General features: G+C 63.2%; 18 protein-coding genes. 8 read left to right on the top strand and 10 right to left on the bottom strand.

Annotated features, from left to right (window positions below; genetic code table 11):
* Nucleotides 1–20: 20 nt before the first annotated feature.
* The 3 genes from ACK59L_RS05995 to ACK59L_RS05985 all read right to left on the bottom strand — a co-directional run bounded on the left by ACK59L_RS05995 (nt 21) and on the right by ACK59L_RS05985 (nt 4,116).
* Nucleotides 21–1,310: a sorbosone dehydrogenase family protein gene (locus tag ACK59L_RS05995; RefSeq protein ID WP_196135422.1), complete on the bottom strand. Its 1,290-nt coding sequence runs from the start codon at nt 1,308–1,310 to the stop codon at nt 21–23.
* Nucleotides 1,307–1,735, bottom strand: coding sequence for a DUF2231 domain-containing protein (locus tag ACK59L_RS05990; protein WP_100851569.1), 429 nt, complete (start codon nt 1,733–1,735; stop codon nt 1,307–1,309). Before ACK59L_RS05990 ends, ACK59L_RS05995 begins: the two co-directional genes overlap by 4 nt.
* Before the next feature lie 194 nt (nt 1,736–1,929).
* Entirely contained in the window at nt 1,930–4,116 is a 2,187-nt protein-coding gene (locus ACK59L_RS05985) for an OsmC domain/YcaO domain-containing protein (RefSeq protein ID WP_409272433.1), read from the bottom strand.
* Between the two features lie 261 nt (nt 4,117–4,377).
* Here ACK59L_RS05985 and ACK59L_RS05980 point away from each other — a divergent pair, with 261 nt between their 5' ends.
* Genes ACK59L_RS05980 through ACK59L_RS05970 form a run of 3 tightly spaced genes read left to right on the top strand, consistent with a single transcriptional unit; the run spans nt 4,378 to nt 8,437 of the window.
* Nucleotides 4,378–4,833 (top strand): (2Fe-2S)-binding protein, encoded by a 456-nt coding sequence (locus ACK59L_RS05980; protein ID WP_409272429.1) that lies wholly within the window; start codon nt 4,378–4,380, stop codon nt 4,831–4,833.
* Nucleotides 4,833–7,073 (top strand): molybdopterin cofactor-binding domain-containing protein, encoded by a 2,241-nt coding sequence (locus ACK59L_RS05975; protein ID WP_409272427.1) that lies wholly within the window; start codon nt 4,833–4,835, stop codon nt 7,071–7,073. Before ACK59L_RS05980 ends, ACK59L_RS05975 begins: the two co-directional genes overlap by 1 nt.
* A gap of 17 nt (nt 7,074–7,090) precedes the next feature.
* The gene (locus tag ACK59L_RS05970; protein ID WP_409272425.1) at nt 7,091–8,437 is read left to right on the top strand and encodes a c-type cytochrome; all 1,347 of its coding nucleotides are present in this window, start codon (nt 7,091–7,093) and stop codon (nt 8,435–8,437) included.
* A gap of 31 nt (nt 8,438–8,468) precedes the next feature.
* Here ACK59L_RS05970 and ACK59L_RS05965 read toward each other — a convergent pair whose 3' ends face one another.
* Together ACK59L_RS05965 and ACK59L_RS05960 are read right to left on the bottom strand one after the other, a co-directional pair.
* Entirely contained in the window at nt 8,469–9,245 is a 777-nt protein-coding gene (locus ACK59L_RS05965) for a substrate-binding periplasmic protein (protein ID WP_409272423.1), read from the bottom strand.
* Between the two features lie 68 nt (nt 9,246–9,313).
* Nucleotides 9,314–9,631 (bottom strand): hypothetical protein, encoded by a 318-nt coding sequence (locus ACK59L_RS05960; protein ID WP_058605375.1) that lies wholly within the window; start codon nt 9,629–9,631, stop codon nt 9,314–9,316.
* A gap of 311 nt (nt 9,632–9,942) precedes the next feature.
* Here ACK59L_RS05960 and ACK59L_RS05955 point away from each other — a divergent pair, with 311 nt between their 5' ends.
* The 3 genes from ACK59L_RS05955 to ACK59L_RS05945 all read left to right on the top strand — a co-directional run bounded on the left by ACK59L_RS05955 (nt 9,943) and on the right by ACK59L_RS05945 (nt 12,890).
* On the top strand, nt 9,943–11,688 hold the full coding sequence (locus ACK59L_RS05955; RefSeq protein WP_409272421.1) for a BCCT family transporter: 1,746 nt from the start codon (nt 9,943–9,945) through the stop codon (nt 11,686–11,688).
* Nucleotides 11,689–11,806: 118 nt separating this feature from the next.
* The gene (locus ACK59L_RS05950) at nt 11,807–12,064 is read left to right on the top strand and encodes a hypothetical protein (RefSeq protein WP_144964956.1); all 258 of its coding nucleotides are present in this window, start codon (nt 11,807–11,809) and stop codon (nt 12,062–12,064) included.
* Nucleotides 12,065–12,239: 175 nt separating this feature from the next.
* A complete protein-coding gene (locus ACK59L_RS05945) occupies nt 12,240–12,890 on the top strand; it encodes a TIGR04211 family SH3 domain-containing protein (RefSeq protein WP_409272419.1) in 651 nt (216 codons plus the stop codon).
* 179 nt (nt 12,891–13,069) lie between these two features.
* Here the strand turns inward: ACK59L_RS05945 and ACK59L_RS05940 are convergent, their stop codons facing one another.
* On the bottom strand, nt 13,070–13,951 hold the full coding sequence (locus tag ACK59L_RS05940; RefSeq protein ID WP_409272417.1) for a LysR family transcriptional regulator: 882 nt from the start codon (nt 13,949–13,951) through the stop codon (nt 13,070–13,072).
* A gap of 133 nt (nt 13,952–14,084) precedes the next feature.
* Here ACK59L_RS05940 and argC point away from each other — a divergent pair, with 133 nt between their 5' ends.
* Together argC and ACK59L_RS05930 are read left to right on the top strand one after the other, a co-directional pair.
* A complete protein-coding gene (gene argC, locus ACK59L_RS05935) occupies nt 14,085–15,044 on the top strand; it encodes an N-acetyl-gamma-glutamyl-phosphate reductase (RefSeq protein WP_409272415.1) in 960 nt (319 codons plus the stop codon).
* 61 nt (nt 15,045–15,105) lie between these two features.
* Entirely contained in the window at nt 15,106–15,792 is a 687-nt protein-coding gene (locus ACK59L_RS05930) for a GNAT family N-acetyltransferase (protein WP_409272413.1), read from the top strand.
* Nucleotides 15,793–15,836: 44 nt separating this feature from the next.
* Here the strand turns inward: ACK59L_RS05930 and ACK59L_RS05925 are convergent, their stop codons facing one another.
* The 4 genes from ACK59L_RS05925 to ACK59L_RS05910 are packed head-to-tail and all read right to left on the bottom strand — an operon-like array spanning nt 15,837 to nt 19,666.
* A complete protein-coding gene (locus ACK59L_RS05925) occupies nt 15,837–16,592 on the bottom strand; it encodes an ABC transporter permease (RefSeq protein ID WP_409272411.1) in 756 nt (251 codons plus the stop codon).
* Entirely contained in the window at nt 16,592–17,797 is a 1,206-nt protein-coding gene (locus ACK59L_RS05920; protein WP_409272409.1) for an ABC transporter substrate-binding protein, read from the bottom strand. Before ACK59L_RS05920 ends, ACK59L_RS05925 begins: the two co-directional genes overlap by 1 nt.
* Nucleotides 17,784–18,605: an ABC transporter ATP-binding protein gene (locus ACK59L_RS05915; RefSeq protein WP_409272407.1), complete on the bottom strand. Its 822-nt coding sequence runs from the start codon at nt 18,603–18,605 to the stop codon at nt 17,784–17,786. The genes ACK59L_RS05920 and ACK59L_RS05915 overlap by 14 nt, the downstream gene beginning before the upstream one ends.
* Complete coding sequence (locus ACK59L_RS05910) at nt 18,602–19,666, bottom strand: acyl-CoA dehydrogenase family protein (protein WP_409272405.1); 1,065 nt, start codon at nt 19,664–19,666, stop codon at nt 18,602–18,604. Before ACK59L_RS05910 ends, ACK59L_RS05915 begins: the two co-directional genes overlap by 4 nt.
* Between the last annotated feature and the right edge of the window lie 66 nt (nt 19,667–19,732).

The following is a 19,732-nucleotide window of genomic DNA, read 5'->3' as shown; positions in this document are numbered from 1 at the left end:
CGCCCCTGCAGCCGATTGCATCAGTTGCGCGTCACCCGCCATACGGTGTTGGCCAGATCGTCCGCAATGATCAATGCCCCACGCGGATCGACTGTCACACCCACTGGACGCCCACGCGTCTTGCCATCTTCACCTCGAAAGCCGGTGGCGAAATCGATGGGCTCGCCTGCCGGCTTGCCGTTGCTGAACGGCACGAAGATGACCTTGTAGCCAACCGGGTTGGGCCTGTTCCAGCTGCCGTGCTCGCCCACGAACACCCCCTCGGCAAAGCCTTGCCCCATGGCGGCCGTTGAGAAGTCGACACCCAGCGCCGCGACATGCGACCCCAGGCTGTAGTCGGGCTTGATCGCCGCAGCTACTTTGTCAGGATTCTGCGGACGCACCCGGTCGTCGACGTTCTGCCCCCAGTAACTGTAGGGCCAACCGTAGAAGCCGCCCTCACGCACGGAGGTCAGGTAGTCGGGGACCAAGTCTGGGCCCAGTTCGTCGCGCTCGTTGACCACTGTCCAGAGCTGCCCGGTACCCGGCTGGATAGCCAGTGCAGTGGGGTTGCGCAGCCCGGTGGCGTAGGGCCGATGTGCGCCCGTCTGGGCATCGACTTCCCACACCATCGCACGGTCGATCTCGACCTCAAGGCCGCGCTCGGTAATGTTGCTGTTCGAACCGATGCCGACATAGAGGAAGCGGCCGTCCGGGCTGATGGTCAGCGCTTTGGTCCAGTGGTGGTTGATCTCGGCCGGCAGGTCGGTGAGCTTGACCGGCGGGCCGTCGGCCTTTGTCTGGCCGTCGCGGTAGTCGAAGCGCACCAGCGCATCTTGATTGGCCACGTACAACTTGCCATCGGCAAATGCCAGGCCATAAGGCGCATTCAGGTTCTCGGCAAAGACGGTCTGCAGCTCATACTTGCCATCACCATCGGCATCGCGCAACAGGGTCAGGCGGTTGCCGCCCTTGACCTGGGTATTGCCCTTGGCCTTGATCTGGCTGGCGATCACATCCTTGGGCTTGAGTTTGGCAGCGCTGCCGCCACGCCCTTCGGCCACCAGGATGTCGCCGTTGGGCAGCACCAGGCTCTGACGCGGGATCTTCAAGTCGGTCGCGATGGCCGTGACGCTGAAACCGTCGGGCACGGTCGGCTTTTGCTGCCCCCAGGCAACCGGCTCGGCGATCTTCATGCTGGGCAGCAGACCGCGCTGGGGCTCGGGCAGCTTCGGGTCAGGCCCACGGGCCTGGGTGGGGTCACCCTCACCGCCGCAAGCCGCCAGCAACAGCGAAAGGGACAACAAGCTCACAGCGTGCAGCGCTCTCATGCTTCACCTCCCGAACGCAGGTTGCTCAAGCCAAGCCACGCCGTCACCACAGCGAGCACGGTCACGATCACCGACAGTACCAGCCCGGACGGCATCACAGCCCAGGCGTCCTTGGCATGCTCGAAGGCGTTGACCAACCCCAGCACCCACGTCACCAGCAAGAGCAAGAAGTAAAGGGTTGGCCGCCCGGCCTTGTGTCGAGCGCTGATCAGGTTGGCCAGGGCGAACAGCAGGGCCAGCCCGCAGAACACCAACCCGCCTGCGATCAGCCAGGCGGCAAAGTTGCTCCATTGGATCTGGTAGCTGTTGTAGTAGGCAATGTCACTGATCATTGCCCCCAGGAACAGTGGGACGGTGCCCGCCAACAATAATGCATGCAGCGGGCCAGGTCTGCAGCGGTACAGGGTAGGGTCGGAAACGGTCACGGTGCCTCCTTTTCGTTCAGTGACCAGGGCCGACGAGAGACGGCCCACGGGGATACGCAGGGTGCGCCTAGCAAATGAGCACCCTGGCGAGCCGATAGTTCAGCCATACACGGCTGAAATATCCTGCAAGAAATCCCGAACCGCTGCCCTTCGTGGCATACGCGGCCTATCCAGGCCCGCATGCCTGCCGGACGTCAGGCCAGCCGCGCCCGAGCGGCGTGCAGCTTCTTGTAGCTGTCGATCAGACGCAGATGGCGATCCAGCCCTTCGAGCTTCATGCTGGTCGGGGTCAGGCCGTGGAAGCGCACGCTTCCCTCGATCGAGCCCAGTACCGCATCCATGCGCGGGTTGCCGAACATGCGGCGGAAATTGACTTCGTAGTCGGCCATGTCCAGTTCATCGTCCAATTGCACTTCCAATGCCACGTTAAGCGCCTGGTAGAACAGTCCCCGTTCCACGGTGTTGTCGTTGAACTGAAGAAACGCCTCGACCAGCTCCTTGGCCTCCTCGAAGCGCTGCACGGCCAGGCAGATGAGCAGCTTGAGCTCAAGGATGGTCAGTTGCCCCCATACCGTGTTGTCGTCGAATTCAACGCCAATCAGCGTGGTGATGGTGGTGTAGTCATCGACATCGCAATTGTCCAGGCGTTTGAGCAGCAGCTTGAGCGAGCGGTTGTCCAGGCGGTGCAGGTTGAGGATGTCGGCGCGGAAGGAAAGCGCCCGGTTGGTGTTGTCCCAGATCAGGTCCTCGACCGGGTAGATTTCCGAATAGCCTGGTACCAGGATTCGGCAGGCTATTGCACCGAGGTTGTCGTACACGGCCATGTAGACCTCTTTGCCAAGGTCTTCGAGGATGCCGAACAAGGTGGCTGCCTCCTGCGCATTGGCACCTTCGCCCTGGGCAGTGAAATCCCAATCGACGAACTCGAAGTCAGCCTTGGCGCTGAAGAAGCGCCACGACACAACGCCGCTGGAGTCGATGAAATGCTCGACGAAATTGTTCGGCTCGGTCAGGGCGTGGCTTTCGAAGGTGGGCTGTGGCAGGTCGTTCAAACCTTCGAAGCTGCGGCCCTGGAGCAGTTCGGTCAAGCTGCGCTCCAAGGCCACCTCAAGGCTTGGGTGCGCACCGAACGAAGCGAACACACCACCGGTACGCGGGTTCATCAGGGTGACGCACATCACCGGGAATTCGCCACCCAGCGAGGCGTCCTTGACCAGTACTGGGAAGCCCTGCTCCTCCAGCCCCTGGATACCCGCGACGATGGACGGATAGCGGGCCAGCACCTCGGCGGGAACGTCCGGCAGGCACAGCTCGCCTTCGAGGATTTCACGCTTGACCGCACGCTCGAAGATTTCGGACAAGCACTGCACCTGCGCTTCGGCCAGCGTGTTGCCCGCGCTCATGCCGTTGCTCAGGAACAGGTTCTCGATCAGGTTCGACGGGAAGTACACCACCTGCTGGTCTGATTGGCGCACGAACGGCAGCGAACAGATGCCCCGGGCGGTGTTGCCCGAGTTGGTGTCGTACAGGTGCGAGCCGCGCAGTTCGCCATCGGGGTTATAGATGGCCAGGCAATGCGCGTCGAGGATTTCGTCAGGCACGGCATCCCGAGGGCCGGGCTTGAACCACTGTTCGTCCGGGTAGTGCACGAACGCCGCATTGGCCAGCTCCTCTCCCCAGAACTGGTCGTTGTAGAAGAAATTGCAGTTCAGCCGCTCGATGAATTCGCCCAGGGCAGACGCCAGCGCCGCTTCTTTGGTAGCGCCCTTGCCATTGGTGAAGCACATGGGCGACTGCGCATCGCGCACATGCAACGACCAGACGTTGGGCACGATATTGCGCCACGAAGCAATTTCGATCTTCATGCCGAGGTCGGCCAGGATCCCGGACATGTTGGCAATCGTCTGTTCCAGTGGCAGGTCCTTGCCAGGGATGCGGGTGCTGGTTTCGGCCACCGGCATGAGCAAACCCTGGGCATCGGCATCGAGGTTGTCGACCACCTCGATCACGAATTGCGGACCGGTCTGCACCACCTTCTTGACCGTGCAGCGCTCGATCGAACGCAAGATGCCCTGGCGGTCCTTGTCGGTGATGTCTTCCGGCAGCTCCACCTGGATCTTGAACACCTGGTTGTAGCGGTTCTCGGGGTCGACGATGTTGTTCTGCGACAGGCGGATGTTTTCGGTGGGAATGCCGCGTGTCTGGCAGTAGAGCTTGACGAAGTAAGCCGCGCACAGCGCCGAGGACGCCAGGAAATAGTCGAATGGCCCAGGGGCCGAGCCATCGCCCTTGTAACGGATCGGTTGATCGGCGATCACCGTGAAGTCATCGAACTTGGCTTCGAGACGGAGATTGTCGAGAAAATTGACCTTGATTTCCATGCGGGTTTACCGTGATTTTAAGCGTGCAAAACACAATGGTCGGCATTATCCGGTTTTTCACAGCGGAAATCCTCCCCGACCGGCATGCGCGTCAATGGCGGCCTCGCGCTTGCGCATTCCGGGGAAATCCTTGCCTGATCCTCTGTATCTGCACAGCCTGGCGCAAGCACCGGTTCAGCGCTGTGCTAGCGTTTCTGCACGGGGCGACGCACCCCACGATCATGACAAGAACAGCGCTAACCGATGACTGGCAGGTGAACCATGGAACTACTCATCAACGGCACGACCCACCAGGTCGATGCAGACGCCGACACGCCCCTTTTGTGGGTGATCCGCGACGACCTGGGCATGACCGGCACCAAGTATGGCTGCGGCCTGGCCCAGTGCGGGGCTTGCTCGGTGCTGGTGGACGGCGTTGTGGCGCGCGCCTGCGTGACCCCGGTGTCCGGCGTGGTTGGCCGACACGTGTCGACCATTGAGGCGATCGAGGCGGACCCTGTGGGCAAGCGGGTGGTAGCGGCTTGGGTGGAACACCAGGTCGCGCAATGCGGGTACTGCCAATCCGGTCAGGTAATGGCAGCGACCGCGCTGCTCAAGCATACCCCGGCACCCAGCGCCGAGCAGATCGATGCAGCCATGATCAACCTGTGCCGCTGCGGCACTTACAACGCTATTCATGCAGCCATGCATGACCTGGCGCAGGGAGCCATAGCCTGATGAGCACGCCTGATCCCGTGGCTGAACTGCATAGATTGCAAGCTGGCGAAACCGTCAATCTCTCGCGTCGCCGCTTCCTCGTCGGCACGGCTGCAGGCGCATTGGTCCTGGGCTTCGGCCTGCCGACGGGCGTTGCGCGTGTGCAAGCTGCTGCCGATGTGCAGCGAGGCACCCAGGTACCGGCGTTCCTGGAAATCCGACCGGATGGCACGGTCCGTCTGCTCAGTCCGTTCATGGAAGGCGGCCAAGGACCGTTCACCGCCATGGCGCAGATTGTTGGCGAGGAGCTGGATGTGGATCCTGCTCACTTCGTCGTGGACAGCGCCCCACCTGGCCAAGCCCATGTGGTGATGGAAAACGGCATGCGCATCACCGGCGGCAGCATGTCCGTACGCATGAGCTACCCCACCATGCGCCGCCTGGGTGCGCTGGCGCGGGCGATGTTGCTGCAGGCCGCTGCGCAGCAACTGGGTGTCGCGGTGGGCGAGCTCACCACGACGCCAGGTACCGTAGTACATACCACGTCAGGGCGCACGCTTGGGTACGGCGAACTGGCCGAGCGCGCCATGGACCTGCCGGTCCCCGACCCTGCCACCGTCAAGCTTCGTGATCCTGCCCACTTTCGCTGGATTGGCAAGCCAGTTCGGCGCCTGGACGCTTACGACAAGTCCACCGGCAAGGCCATGTACTGCATCGACCTCAGCGTGCCGAATATGCTTCATGCCGCCGTGCAGCATGCCCCTCGCCTGGGCATGACGGTGGGCCAGGTGCGCAATGAGGCACAGGTAGCTGCCATGACGGGTGTGCATTCAGTGCATCGCCTGCCCGGTGCTGTAGCGGTGGTTGCACCGCGCTGGTGGCACGCCAAGCGTGCGGTCGAGGCACTGCAAGTGCAGTGGCTGGAGCCAGCCGCAGATTCCACGGTGCGGGCCATGCCGGCGGATTTTTCCAGCGACGGCTGGCTCCAGCACCTGGCCAGTGCCACGGGTCCAACCCGTGATGAAGAAACGGCCGGAGACGTGGCAAGCGCGCTGGACAACGCCGTGACCACCGTCGAGGCCAGCTTCCACAACCAATACCTGAACCATGCCCAGCTCGAGCCCCCTTCTGCGCTAGCCCGCTTCAATCCCGACGGCACACTGGAGGTCTGGCTGCCCAACCAGGCGCCCGACATGTTCCGCGATGACATCGCCAAGCGCACCGGGCTGTCACCCGACCAGATCACGCTGCATTCGCCACTGCTTGGCGGCTTCTTCGGTCGGCACTTCCTGTATGAGTCCGCCAACCCCTACCCGCAAGCCATCGCCCTGGCCAAAGCGGTTGGCCAGCCTGTCAAGCTGATCTGGAGCCGCGAGGAAGAGTTCCTTCGCGATGTGCTACGCCCTGTCGCCGCGGTCAAGTTCCGCGCCGGGCTCGATGCCGAAGGCTTGCCGGTGGTCCTGGAGGCGGTCAGCGCCACGGAAGGCCCCACCGAAGCCCTGGCCGGCAAGCAAGGTGACAAGGTCGACCCCACAGCACTGGAAGGGCTATCGGGCAAGGCCTATGCCATCGCCAACAAGCGCATCGCACAGGTGTACGTCAAAGGCCCGGCCATGCTCGGTTATTGGCGGTCGGTGGGCAACTCGCTCAATGACTTCTTCTATGAGTCTTTCCTGGACGAGCTGGCGGACAAAGGAGGCCAGGACCCTCTGGCCCTGCGTCGGCACCTGCTGCGAGACAACCCGCGCCTGACCCAGTTGTTGCAAGCGGTCGTCGAGCTTTCAGGGGGCTGGAAACGAGGGCCTTTCACTGCCGAGGATGGCACGCGGCGGGCCCGAGGCCTGGCGATGGCGTCCCCTTTCGGGTCCGAAGCGGCCGTGATCGCCGAGGTCTCCATCGAGGACGGCCAGGTGAAGGTCCACGACATCTGGCAGGCGATCGATCCAGGCAGCATCGTCAACCCGGCCATCATCGAGCACCAGGTCAATGGCGCGGTGGCCTTGGGGTTGTCGCAGACGCTGGTCGAGGAAGCGGTGTACGTCGATGGCATGCCGCGTGCGCGCAACTATGACCTGTACCCGATCCTGCCCCCTGGGCGCATGGCTCGGGTGCATGTACGCATCGTTGAGAGTGGCGCGAAGATGGGCGGTATCGGCGAGCCACCGTTGCCCGCTGTAGCACCGGCGGTGGCCAATGCCGTGGCCCAACTGACCGGACAACGGGTTCGCAGCCTGCCCATGAGCCGTCATACCTTCAGCTGACCGACAAGGACGCCGCCATGCACCCTCGTACTGCTAGAACCCTTGGCTGGCTGTTGCTGCCCTGCGCGGTCGCCGCCGGCCTGGCCGGTTGGTATGTCACCCGAGAACCTGCCTCGCCGTTCGCTGATGAGCAAGCAAGCGCCACCAACAACCCCGCATTGATCAGTCGCGGGGAATATGTCGCACGGCTGGGCGATTGCGTCGCCTGCCACAGCCTGCCTGGCGAACCGCCGATGGCCGGGGGGCTCGAGATGGCTACCCCGCTTGGCACGATCCACGCCACCAACATCACACCCGACCGGGAGACAGGCATCGGCGCCTACTCGCTGGCCGACTTCGACCGGGCCGTGCGCCACGGTGTGGCGCCTGGCGGGCGCCGCCTCTACCCCGCCATGCCGTACCCCTCCTACGCCAAGCTCAGCGACGACGACATACGTGCGCTTTACGCCTTCTTCATGCGCAGTGTTCAGCCAGCACGACAGCCGAACAAGCCTGGCGACATACCTTGGCCATTGAACCTACGCTGGCCCATCGCCCTGTGGAACGGCGCGTTCGCACCCGCGAGCCCTTACGTGGCGAAGGACGACCAGAATGCACTGTGGAATCGCGGCGCCTACATCGTGCAGGGGCCTGGGCACTGCGGCAGCTGCCATACCCCCCGAGGCCTGGCTTTCAATGAAAAAGCCTTCGACGAGTCAGGCGCCCCGTATCTCGCAGGCGCCTTGCTCGACGGCTGGTACGCGCCCAGTTTGCGCAATGACCCTAACACCGGCCTTGGCCGCTGGAACGAAGCTGAGGTGGTGCAGTTTCTCAAGACCGGTCGCAATCGACATGCCGTGGTCTTCGGCTCGATGACCGAGGCATTCAACAACTCCACGCAGTTCATGACCGATGGCGATCTACAGGCCATCGCCCACTACCTCAAGGCACTGCCCGGCGATCCATCCCGAGATGGCAAACCCTGGCAGTATCAGCCCGAGCCGACGCTCGCCCAGCTGGAGCGCCCAGGCGTACGCACGTACATGGCGCGCTGTGCCACCTGCCACGGCCTGGACGGCAAGGGCCAGGGTGAGTGGATGCCGCCCCTGGCCGGCGCCACTTCTTTGCTCGCCAACGAGGCTGCTTCGGCCATCAACATCACCCTGAACGGGTCGCAGCGGGTCGTGGCCGATGGCAGGCCCGATGCCTACCGCATGCCCGCCATGCGCGCACAACTGAGCGATCAGGAAACAGCAGAGGTGCTGAGCTATATCCGAAGTGCCTGGGGTAACCACGGCGACGCCGTCGAAGCCGCGGCAGTGGCCAAGCTGCGCAAAGATACGGATCCTGCCAGCCCTAGTCCGATCATCCTGCAGATGCGCTGACCCATGCCGCGCATTCGAGCACCGGAAGGCCTTAGCGGCTGCGCTCCAGGTTGAGTTTGAGCAGCTGCTGCGGCACCTCCTGCGCGTTGAGCTGCTGCATCGCCCGGCTCAAGGCTTCGCGCAGCGCCGGCTGATTGCACGGCGAAGCCTTGGACAGGGCCAGGTACAGGCCTTCGCTGGAGACAGGCGGCTGCAGGATCAGCACCTGCTGGTCGATGCCCAAGGTGCGCGCCAGGGATAAGCCTGGGTACTGCTCATAGATCACATAATCACTGCGCCCATGCATCAGCTTTTCGAAAGCCTGCCTGGCGCTGGGCACCGCCTCGAGCGTCAGGTGCTGCTTGGCGTAAGCATCGAACGGCTGACCGTGACTGTTATTGACCAGCGTTCCACCCTTGAGTCCCTGCAGGTCCGACCATTGCCCGTAAACGAAGCCATGCCCCTGACGGGCCCAGATCACGCTCGGTGTGTAAAGGAATGCCGGCAGGATGAAGTCCATCTGCTGCTGGCGGGCGTCGGTGATGAAGTAGCCGGCCATCAGGTCGACCCTGCCGGTACGAACCTCTTCCTGGGCCCTGGACCAAGGGCCTACATAGAGGACGTCGATTTCCAGGCCAAGGCTGTTGGCCAGGCGTGTGATCAGATCCGCATTGGCCCCAATCAGATGGTGCGGGTCCAGGGGGTCATGCCAAAGGTAAGGGGGATATTCCGGGTTTCCAGTGGCGGTCAGCCGTTTACACGGCTCGGCAGCCATTGCAAGCAGTGGCAATAGCCCAAGGCACAACAGGCCAACCCAACCCTTGATCATGCGAGACCTCCAGCAGACGACGCTGTGATACCTCGATCCCTGCGCTGGGCCCTAGACAATAAGCTGCTTCAGGCGGTCAGTTCCAGCCGCGCGCGCGCGCCTGCCCGCTGGAACACCTCGCGCACCTCGTCGGCCTTGGCCTTGGTGACCGACTTGCCGCTCAGCAGCTCGTCGACCACGCGCAGGCCTTGCTCGACGGCAGTGGCCAATTGTTCAGCATCGGAGGCGTCGGCGATATCACCCAGATAAGGCGCGATGAGGTAGACATAACGATCCTGCAGTTTCAGCGTTTCCAGGGCGTCGAGGGCCTGCTGGAAGCGATCGGCCGCGGCGGGGCTCATGCTCAATTTATCGAAATGAATCAGGCTCACACGATCAGTGGCCATGTTGACGAATCTCCGTTTCCTGATGCGGCCCAGGCCACGAGCAGCAGCGTGTCCACGCTACTCGGACAAGCAGGCCCGGGTGATGTCGATCAGGTTAACAGAACACGGCACAGAAAGGGTCATCCGCCCAGGAACTAAAAGTGACCAGCAGGTCGCGCAATGGAAGCCCTACGGCGCAACCGGGACAGGCAGCAGGATTTGGCGCGCAGGATAATCGCCCGGCAAACCACCCTGCCGAGAACGCCACCACGCGCTCGCCCCTACAACAACAAGCCTGTTTCAGCAGGCACGCCACACAGGGCTCCCACTTCATGGCAAAGGAACACTTCGCAGAGACACCCGATCTTGGCGTTACCGACCCCTCCAAAACTGACGAAGCCCGACAGGACCGGCGCCTGGAGGGCAAGCTCGACTGGGTCGTATTCGGCTTGACCAGCCTGTTGGCCATTGCGTTCGTGCTGTGGGGTTTCCTCAACCAGGTCAATTTGGCCAGTAGCGCGTCCAGTGCGCAGTCGTGGGTCATTCTCAACTTCGGCTGGTTCTTCGTACTGACCTCCACTGTGTTCGTCGTGTTCGTGCTGTGGCTGGCTGCCAGTCGATATGGTCGCGTACCGCTGGGCCGGGATGGAGAACTACCTGAGTTTCGAACGGTGTCGTGGGTGGCGATGATGTTCAGTGCCGGCATGGGCATCGGCCTGATGTTCTTCGGCGTGGCCGAGCCGCTTTCGCATTACGTTTCCCCGCCGCCGGGCTCGACCACTGGCCAGTCGAGCGAAGCCATGCAGGTGGCCATGGCCACCACTCTGTTTCATTGGACGCTGCACCCTTGGGCGATGTATGCCATCGTCGGGCTCGCCATCGCTTACGGCACCTTCAGGCGCGGCCGCTCCCAACTGATATCCGCGGCCTTCAGGCCCTTGATCGGCAAGCACGCCAATGGCCCGCTCGGCCGCCTGATCGACATGATGGCAATCTTTGCCACGCTGTTCGGCTCGGCCGCCTCGCTGGGGCTTGGTGCGCTGCAAATTGCAGGCGGCCTCGAATACAACGGCTGGATCGAGCACCCCGGCAAGCTGTTCTACATCGCACTGATCACCGTACTGACCGTCGCCTTCGTCACCTCGGCCGTGTCGGGCATCGGCAAGGGTATCCAGTGGCTGTCCAATACCAACATGGTGCTCGCACTGGTGCTCGCTGTGTTCGTGTTCCTGGTCGGGCCTACCTTGCTGATGCTGAACCTGCTGCCAACATCGATCGGCATCTACATCAAGATGCTGCCGGAAATGATGGCGCGTACCAATGCAAGCGGCGGCGAACCCATGAACGCCTGGCTGGCCGGCTGGACGGTGTTCTATTGGGCGTGGTGGATTTCCTGGACGCCTTTCGTTGGCATGTTCATCGCCCGTATCAGCCGGGGGCGCACCATTCGCCAGTTCGTCACCGGGGTGTTGCTGGTGCCGAGCCTGGTCAGCCTGGTGTGGTTCACCATCTTCGGCGGGGCGGCCATCGATGCCTTGCGCGAAGGCGCCTTCGTACTGGCGGAGGGTGCGGTCAACAGCAACCATGCGCTGTACCAATTGCTCGCCAGTTACCCGTTGGCCTCTGCCACGTCGGTCCTGGTGATGATCCTGGTCGGTATCTTCTTCGTCTCCGGTGCCGACGCGGCGTCACTGGTCATGGGGACGCTGTCCGAACATGGCACCACTTCCCCTTCGCGGCGCACGGTGATTTTCTGGGGAGCGCTGACCGGCACGGTCGCAGCCATCATGCTGGCCATCGGTGACCCCAGCGCGCCAGACAAAGCCCTGACCGGGCTGCAAAACCTGACCATCGTAGTGGCCCTGCCCTTCGTACTGGTCATGGTGCTGCTATGCCTGGCGCTTTATCGCGACCTGCGCAAGGACCCCATGATGCTGCGCCATCTGCGTGGTACCGAGCTGATCGAAAAAGCCGTGTTGTATGGCGCCGTCAAGCATGGCGAAGAGTTCTACATCGTCGTTCAGGAGAAGAAAGCCTCGGTGAAAGCGGTTGCAACCAAGGAGTTGACCGAATCATGAGGTCAGCAGGTCGGTCGCTCTGATACCTACCCGCGAAACTGGTAAAAGTGCCAGTTTCGTATTGCCAGCGACCGACGCAATATCGTCAGCGCCTCCCAGCCGAATGAGCGCAGCGCGCATGAATGACCTCCTGCAAGGTAGAGTCGCCTGGTTCGATACCGACCAGGCGTTTGGCTGCATCCTGGGAGCCAACGGCGTCAGCTTTCTACTTCAGGGGCGGCACCTGCTAGACCCTGGTACACCGCCCTGCCGCGGGCAGGTTTACCAATTCGAACCGGTCTACAGAAAAAATGCCTGGTGGGCCCTGCAGGCCTCGCCCTTACTGCCCCTGCCTGACGAATTGACGATCGGCGTGCCTGACGATCATCCAGATTGATCTGATGCCCACTGCTGCGCAGCTCATCCATTTGCGCAACATGTTGAAGAGTTTTCGCGATGCTAACGGTGAACCAGCTTACAAAAAAACGGTCTTTCGCTGACGGTTCACTACCCGACCGGTTCGCGGCCCATCCACCGGCCTACATTTGTCCAGTTTCAGCGAAGACCCCAAAATGCCCGACTCCCGCCCAACTGCCTTTGCCCTCACTGCCCTGCGCGGCGGTCTGCTTGCCAGCGCGCTGGCGCTTGTCACGCCCGCGCACGCCGAGGCGCCAGCCAGCGATGCACGCTGGGTCAGTGACAGCCTCAGCACCTACGTACGCAGTGGCCCGACCGACGGCCACCGTATCGTCGGTACGCTAAAGTCCGGGCAGCCACTGACGCTGATCGGTACACAGGGCAACTACAGTCAGGTTCGTGGACAAAACGGTGATGTGGTGTGGATCCTTTCCAGTGACCTGCAATCAGTGCCCGGTCAGAACGAGCGCCTGCCTCAGCTCGATGCTCAGGTGGCCGAGCTGACAGGGCAATTGAAGACCATCGATGACAGCTGGAAAAACCGGGTGCAGGGCATGCAGGAAACCCTGGATTCGCGCAAGCGACTGGTCGATGAACTCCAGGCGCGAAACAAAGACTTGAACGAGCAGCTGGACCAGAGCCAATCGAACCTTCGCGACGCTCAGGCGCGCCTGGGTGACGAGAACAAGCAGGTGATGATGCGCTACATGGTGTATGGCGGCAGCATCGCAGGGGCCGGTTTGTTGGTCGGTCTCATCCTGCCGGCCTTGACCCGTGGGCGGAAAAAGAACGATCGCTGGTTCTAGGACTGTGTTGAGGATTGCCTTTCTTGCACAGATCGGCAGATTCTTAAGTTTCGAAACGGACTTGCCGGCTCGTGGGCCTGGCTGGGGCGAGCTATAGATCCGGGGCTGCTGCGCAGCCCTGTTCCGGTAAGTGCTCAACCCGTCATCCCCGGCATTCACCGCAACTGCGCCTCCCCATACTACTGACCCAGCCGCTCCAGTGCCTGGAGCACAAAGGTAGTAGCCTTCTCCTGCCTGGCGTCCCGGCAGGCGATCCCCAACTGCCGCCACAACCCGGGCCGCAAGGGTCGACAGACCAGACGCGGGTCCGCCTCCATCACTTCACCTTCCTGCGGCAGCAACGTAGCACCGTATCCGGCGCCCACCAGGCGCTTGATCGCGTCGTTGTAGTTCAACTCGATGCGCGGCTGTGGGTGCAGCCCGGCCGCTGCGAACCATTCGGTGCAGACCCGCGACAACTGCGTGCTGCTGTCATTGAGAATCAAAGGCCGCTCGGCCAGCCACTGGGGGGTGACAGCTGCCGGCGGCTGCCAGTCAGCCGGCATGTAGGCCAGGATGGGGTCTCGGCGCCAAGCGGTGACCGCCAGGCCCTTGCCCGCCACTTGTGGTAACGCTACCAGGCCAATGTCCAGCAGCCCTTCACGCAGTTGCACCAGGGACGCTTGTGAAGTGAGCACTTGCACCTGCACGTCGATGCCAGGGTGTTCACTGCGCAGGTGCTCAAGCGCCTCGGGCAGCAGGTGCGCGATGGCCCCGGTTGATGCGCCCAGCCGCACGCGGCCCGTCAGGCCTTGCACTTGATTGCGCACCTCATCCAGGGCCATTTCGGCATCGGTAAGCAGGCGTCTGGCGCGCACCAGCAGGGTTTCGCCGATGACTGTCGGCCGAACCTGGCCGCGTGTGCGGGTCAGCAGCGTGGCGCCCACCCGCGACTCCAGCTCGGCCACATGCAGGCTAATGGTGGGGGGTGCCAGATTAAGCTGACGGGCTGCCGCCGCAAAAGACCCCAGCTGGCTGATCACCACCAGCGTACGCAGTCGGTCAAGGCTTATTTCACGCACAGGGCTACGGCTTCCTTGAAGTAAACGTCGGAAGATTCAGAATAACTGAACGTGCCAGTCACGAAATGTAAATTTTCTTTATGCCCAGCTTGAGCGACTCTGGTGTCCGACCTACCCGCCTGGACACGTGAACATGCATCTACCTCTTGTTTTCATCGATGGCGATCAAGGCACCACCGGGCTGCAAATCCATGCCCGCCTGCACGATCGCACGGACCTGCGCCTGCTGACACTTGCCGACGCGCAGCGCAAGGACCTCAGGTACCGCAGCGACGCCATCAACCGTGCCGACATCGCCATACTTTGCCTGCCCGATGACGCTGCACGCGAAGCGGTGAGCGCGATCCACAACCCCGGTGTACGGGTGATCGATGCCAGCTCCGCCCACCGCACCGCGCCAGGTTGGACCTACGGTTTCGCCGAATTGAATCGGGACCAGGCTGCGCATATCGGCCATAGTACCCGGGTCAGCAACCCTGGCTGCTACCCGACGGGCGCGATCGCATTGCTCGGCCCCCTGATCGCGGCAGGCCTGGTACCTGCCGACTACCCGCTGGCCATCCATGCCATCTCGGGCTATTCCGGCGGCGGGCGCGCAGCGGTGCAGCGGCACGAGCAGCAGGACGGTAGCGCCGCCTCGGCCTTGCTCATGTACGGGCTGGACCTGGCGCACAAGCACGTGCCCGAGATCCAGGCCCACGCCGGTCTATCGGCCCGCCCCATGTTCATGCCCGCCTACGGCGCCTATCGCCAGGGCATCGTCCTCAGCATCGCCCTGCACCTGCGCTTGCTGCCCGGCCAGGTCAGCGCGCAGCAGTTGCAGGGGTGTCTGGAGCAGCACTACCAGGGCGCCCGCCACGTGAAGGTGATGCCGCTGCAAACCCAGGGCACAGCCGAGCGCCTCGACCCGCAGGCGCTCAACGGGACCAATGATCTGCGCCTGGCGCTGTACGCCAACCCCTCGCAAGGCCAGGTGCTGTTGACCGCCGTCTTCGATAACCTGGGCAAAGGGGCTGCCGGGGCTGCCGTGCAGAACCTGGACTTGATGATCGACGCCATGCGCGCCCACGGCGATAACGGCAAAAACGGGTAGACTGTACAGCCCGCGCACTCATGTTGCGGGCTGTATTCCATTCGCCGGAGCCTGTTTGCCGATGTACATCCTGAGCCGCCTGTCCAGCGTGCCACCCGAGTCGTTCCAGAACCAGATCCGTGAACTGGTCATCCACCAAGTGGGTGAGCTGAGCAGTGTCGCCATTACGCCTGATAATCCGTTGTACCCCTTGTACCAGTACGGTGTAGGCATGGAGGTGCACCAGTATCTGCAAGCACTTGATGGTACCCGCGGGCTGCGCGTTGCCCTGACCCTGGCACTCGCTGCCGATGCCCCGGACCAGTTACTGGGCTTTGCTCTGGCATTGCCAGCCGACAACGACGACCAGGCCTGCGCGCTGGCGTTCCTGGCTGTAGCGCCCACGCACCGCCGCCAGGGGATCGCACGCGCCTTGCTGGCCGACCTGCAGGCTCAGTACCGCTACATTGAACTGAATGCCTTTGCCCACCAGGTGCCGTGGTTCGAAGCCATGGGTATGCAAGCGGTCTCGGCCAACGGCCCACAGGTACTGATGAGCAGTACCGGTCAAGGCGGTGATGCCCTGATCGGGCGTTTGGACATCGCGCCTATCTACCAGACGACCGAAGTCATGCAAATCCACACCTATCTGCTGAACCAGCACGGCGAAGACGCCATGATCGAGGCCGAACAGCGTCGGGACGAGCATCTGGATGAGCTAGCCCTTCAGGCCCAGGCCTGCGTGCAGCAACGCCTGACGGTACATTGACTCCCCTGCTCCTGCGCCGGTGACAAGGCGCAGGTCGTCCGCACTCAGGCATGCACCCAACGGCGATGCAGGCCGCGGGCCAGCGCATCCAGGACAAAGCCCAGCACCCCGATCAGCAGCACCATGGCCATCAGCTCGGAATAGGCCAGTCGGTCGCGTGTATCGAGAATGAAGTATCCCAGGCCTGCGCTCACCCCGAGCATCTCGCAGGGCACCAGCACGATCCACAAAATGCCGATGGCCAGCCGTACCCCTGTGAGCACGTGCCCGATCACGCCGGGGACAATCACCTTGCACAGGGTTTCCCAACGGGTGGCGCTCAGGCTTCGGCTGAGCTGCAGCCAGCGCGGGTCCAGTTGCCGCACCCCGGCAGCGGTATTGAGCAGGATCGGCCACAGCGCAGCGAACGCCAGCAGGAAGTAGATGGGCTGATCGCCCACCCCCATCAGCATCACCACGACCGGCATCCACGACAGCGGCGAGATCATGCGCAGGAACTGAAACGCAGGGGTAGTCGCCGCCTCCAGGTGCCGGTAGCTGCCCACCAGCAGCCCAAGGGGCACACCGATCAGCAGCGCCAGCAGCAAACCGATCAGGATGCGTTTGAGGCTCACCCAGATATGTCCGTACACCTCGCCTTGCCCAAGCAGCTCGAACAGGCTGGTAAAGGTGGCCGAGGGCGAGAAGCGTGCCGACAGGCCATCGGGCTGGCCGAAGGCTGCCACCCCTGCCCACCAGACCAGCAGCAACCCCAGCAACCCGGCCAGCCCCAGGCTGGCATGCACCACATGCTTGCGCATCAGACCGCGAACTCCTCGCTACGCTCGAAGGTGTCGGCAATACCGAAGACCGAAGGCCCCCCGACGCTGGCGATGGCATTGCGCACAAAACGATCGTCTACCAGGTCAGCGGCCACATGTGCCGGGTCCAGGTCGGCGAGAAACGCGTTATTGCCTTCGATCAAGGTGCGCTTGAGCCGCGTGACGAGCTCCTGGGTGTAGCTGGGGTACGGATAGGGCTGGAAGTCGATGCGTTTCTCATCCCACTGCTGGTGCTGTATGGCACCGGTGGCGATATAGTCGGCACGGTCGCTGGCAGCAGGTGCCAGCACCTTGGTCAACACCGCGGGGTCGTGTGGGGTGTACTTGTTAGGGCCTGCCTTGGACAGCAAGGCAGCCGCCTCGGCCCGGTGCTCGCGGGTCCATTGCTGGGCCTTGACGATGGCGTTGACCACCTTCTGCGACCAGTCCGGCCGGTTGTTCAGGTCGTGTTCATGCATGAACACCACGCAGCAGGCGTGGTTGCGCCAGACGTCCCCGGTGAAGCGCTGCACGCGCCCGACCTTGAGGTTTTCGGCCAAGGCGTTGAACGGCTCGGCGACGATGTAGCCGGCGATGCGCTTGCTGGCCAGGGCCGGGGGCATGTCCGAGGGAGGCAGCACCAGCAGGTTCACCTCGTTGGCGGCAAGCGCTGCTGTGGCGGGTTTGGACACGGCGGTCAGGCCACTGTCCGCGAGCATCTGTTGCAGCACAACGTTATGAATCGAATACCAGAACGGAATGGCCACGGTCTTGCCACCGAGCTGTTTCACGTCGGTAATATCTGGCGCCACCGTCAGCCCCGAGCCGCCCACGTGGTTCCAGGCCACCACTTTGGCTGGCACCTTGCTTGCGTAACGCGCCCATACCGTCATCGGTGACAGCAGGTGAATGACGTTGACCTGCCCGGAAATGAACGCTTCGATCACCTGCGCCCAACTGCGCAGCATGACCGGCCGTTCGGCCTTGATGCCTTCGGCCTCGAACAGGCCATTGTTGTGCGCCACCAGCAACGGGGTGGCATCGGTGATGGGGAGATAACCGATGCGCACAGGCGCATCGGGTTCGGCGGCGGCGCGTGCCTGCAAGCTGGACAGCAGCGGCAGTGCGCCCGCTGCGGTCAGCAGTGCGCTCATCTTGAGAAAATCGCGACGCGAAGAAGCGGCGCAGCAGTCATCCATGCACATGGACAGCCTCCGAGGGCAAGGGGGTGGGTTGGGGTTCGACTGTGCGGCTTGCCCGCCGAAGGGTTTTGAGGATCTCGATGCGCAAGGCGCCCAGTGCCTCGACCTGCTGCGTCCGGGGTTGCGGCAGGTCGACGAGCCATTGCCCGAGCGTGTGCGCTGGGTGGTCGCCCAGTAGCAATACGCGGTCGGACAACAGCAGGGCTTCGTCGATGTCATGTGTAATCAGGACCGCCGCGGTGTTGTGCGTGGCGATCAATTGCAGCAGCAGTTGCTGCATGTCGGCGCGGGTCACCTCGTCCAGCGCGCCGAACGGCTCGTCGAGCAGCAGCACTTCCGGCTGGCGCGCCAGGCATCGGGCCAGTGCCGTGCGCTGGGCCATGCCGCCGGAGAGCTGGGCCGGATACTGGTTGCGCGCATGGTCCAGGCCTACCGCAGCAATGGCATGGTCGACGCGTGCCCGACGCTCGTTTGCGGCAAGCGTTGGCTGGCGGGCGAAGTCCAGGCCGAAGGCGACGTTCTTCTCCAGGCTCAGCCAAGGCAGCAGGCTTGGGTCCTGAAAGGCCACCGCCAGGCGCGGATGCGGGCCCTGCAGCGGCTGGCCGTGCAACATCACGTGCCCGCCCTGGGGTTGCTGAAGGCCCGCAAGCACGCGCAGCAGGCTGGACTTGCCGACACCGCTGGGGCCCAGGATGCTCACCACCTCGCCTGGGGCCAGTTGCAGGTCGAACCGGGCCAGTACCTGCTGCCAGCCCTCGGCACGGGGGTAGCCCAGGCTGATGTCCTTGGCTTGTAGCACAACGTGGGTCATGCCGACGCTGCCTGGCGATGAAGTTCAGCGCGCAGTTGCACCAGGCTGGGCGTGACGATGGGCACGAAGGCTGACTCACGCCAGCGCCGCGCGAAGCCTTCGCCATATTCGCACAGGTAAGCTTTGCCGCCGCTGGCCTGTAGCTCAAGCTGCACGGCATCGGCGGCGCACTCGGCCAGGGTGATGCGCAACTTGAACAGCGCTGCCGGCTGCTCCCTGAAGCGCTCATCGAGCAGCCCTTGCTTGAGCTCACTCACGGTGTTCTCCAGGCGAGCACTGAGTACCTGCCTGGCTTCATCCAGGAACGAAGCGCGCCCGTGCAGGTGACCCTGGACTTCTTCCAGCGCCCTGCGCGCCAGGCCGATGGCCATGCCGCACTGCAGCCCCAGGAAAGCCGGCCGCACACGGGGCAGGAACTGGCGAGCGTTGTCGTGCAGCAACCAGTCACGCGACAATTGCACCTGGTGGAAAGCCAGCGCAGCGGTGTTACTCGACTGCAAGCCCATCAGTTGCAGGTCGTCAGAGCGCTCAAGACCTTGTGCATCGGACGGAATGGCCAGCACGAAGGGGGCGCCACCGGCGTCATCCTCGATGGCAGCGGCTACAACGAAGCCGCTCTTGCGCAGGTTGGTCACCCAGTGCAACCGCCCTTCCAAATCCCAGCCATCCTCCTGGGGCCGGCCGCGCACCTGTAGCGTCTCGATACCCGAAAGAAACTTCATGGCGTTGGACAAGCCCGTGGCGCCGGCCAGCTCACCGCTCAACAGCGCAGGCAGCAGCCGTTCGCGCAGCCCGGCATTGGGGCTTTGCAGCAGGTATTCGATGAAGGCCCGCTGCCCCCAGCACACGAAGGCCGTGGCCAGTGAACGGCTGGCAATGGCTGCGATGGCCTCCACCGCGTCGGTGATCTGGCCACCTGAACCGCCCAGGGCAGGGTCGATGCCAACGCGCAGCCATTGCGACTGCGCTATCTGGGACAGCACCTGTTGCGGCTCGCACTGGCCACGGTCGATGGCTTCGGCATTGGCATCCAGCCACTGTCGAAATGCGCACTCTTGCATGTTTTCTTGCTCCTTTTGAAACGCCGCGGCCGCCTGGCGACCCGTTCACGGCCACTGGCCGTTCCT

This window comes from Pseudomonas sp. KCJK9111 (assembly GCF_046231935.1).
Taxonomy (GTDB): domain Bacteria; phylum Pseudomonadota; class Gammaproteobacteria; order Pseudomonadales; family Pseudomonadaceae; genus Aquipseudomonas; species Aquipseudomonas parafulva_B.
Note: the sequence above shows the minus strand (reverse complement) of the source record. Positions and strands in the feature narration are given on the sequence as shown.

What these genes read in the sequence shown, in the direction of transcription:
- ACK59L_RS05920 (WP_409272409.1), bottom strand. Translation starts at nt 17,797, where the DNA reads ATGTGCATGGATGACTGCTGCGCCGCTTCTTCGCGTCGCGATTTTCTC.
- ACK59L_RS05980 (WP_409272429.1), top strand. Translation starts at nt 4,378, where the DNA reads ATGGAACTACTCATCAACGGCACGACCCACCAGGTCGATGCAGACGCC.
- ACK59L_RS05960 (WP_058605375.1), bottom strand. Translation starts at nt 9,631, where the DNA reads ATGGCCACTGATCGTGTGAGCCTGATTCATTTCGATAAATTGAGCATG.
- ACK59L_RS05965 (WP_409272423.1), bottom strand. Translation starts at nt 9,245, where the DNA reads ATGATCAAGGGTTGGGTTGGCCTGTTGTGCCTTGGGCTATTGCCACTG.
- ACK59L_RS05985 (WP_409272433.1), bottom strand. Translation starts at nt 4,116, where the DNA reads ATGGAAATCAAGGTCAATTTTCTCGACAATCTCCGTCTCGAAGCCAAG.
- ACK59L_RS05995 (WP_196135422.1), bottom strand. Translation starts at nt 1,310, where the DNA reads ATGAGAGCGCTGCACGCTGTGAGCTTGTTGTCCCTTTCGCTGTTGCTG.
- ACK59L_RS05930 (WP_409272413.1), top strand. Translation starts at nt 15,106, where the DNA reads ATGTACATCCTGAGCCGCCTGTCCAGCGTGCCACCCGAGTCGTTCCAG.
- ACK59L_RS05970 (WP_409272425.1), top strand. Translation starts at nt 7,091, where the DNA reads ATGCACCCTCGTACTGCTAGAACCCTTGGCTGGCTGTTGCTGCCCTGC.
- ACK59L_RS05945 (WP_409272419.1), top strand. Translation starts at nt 12,240, where the DNA reads ATGCCCGACTCCCGCCCAACTGCCTTTGCCCTCACTGCCCTGCGCGGC.
- ACK59L_RS05910 (WP_409272405.1), bottom strand. Translation starts at nt 19,666, where the DNA reads ATGCAAGAGTGCGCATTTCGACAGTGGCTGGATGCCAATGCCGAAGCC.
- ACK59L_RS05915 (WP_409272407.1), bottom strand. Translation starts at nt 18,605, where the DNA reads ATGACCCACGTTGTGCTACAAGCCAAGGACATCAGCCTGGGCTACCCC.
- ACK59L_RS05955 (WP_409272421.1), top strand. Translation starts at nt 9,943, where the DNA reads ATGGCAAAGGAACACTTCGCAGAGACACCCGATCTTGGCGTTACCGAC.
- ACK59L_RS05975 (WP_409272427.1), top strand. Translation starts at nt 4,833, where the DNA reads ATGAGCACGCCTGATCCCGTGGCTGAACTGCATAGATTGCAAGCTGGC.
- argC (WP_409272415.1), top strand. Translation starts at nt 14,085, where the DNA reads ATGCATCTACCTCTTGTTTTCATCGATGGCGATCAAGGCACCACCGGG.
- ACK59L_RS05950 (WP_144964956.1), top strand. Translation starts at nt 11,807, where the DNA reads ATGAATGACCTCCTGCAAGGTAGAGTCGCCTGGTTCGATACCGACCAG.
- ACK59L_RS05925 (WP_409272411.1), bottom strand. Translation starts at nt 16,592, where the DNA reads ATGCGCAAGCATGTGGTGCATGCCAGCCTGGGGCTGGCCGGGTTGCTG.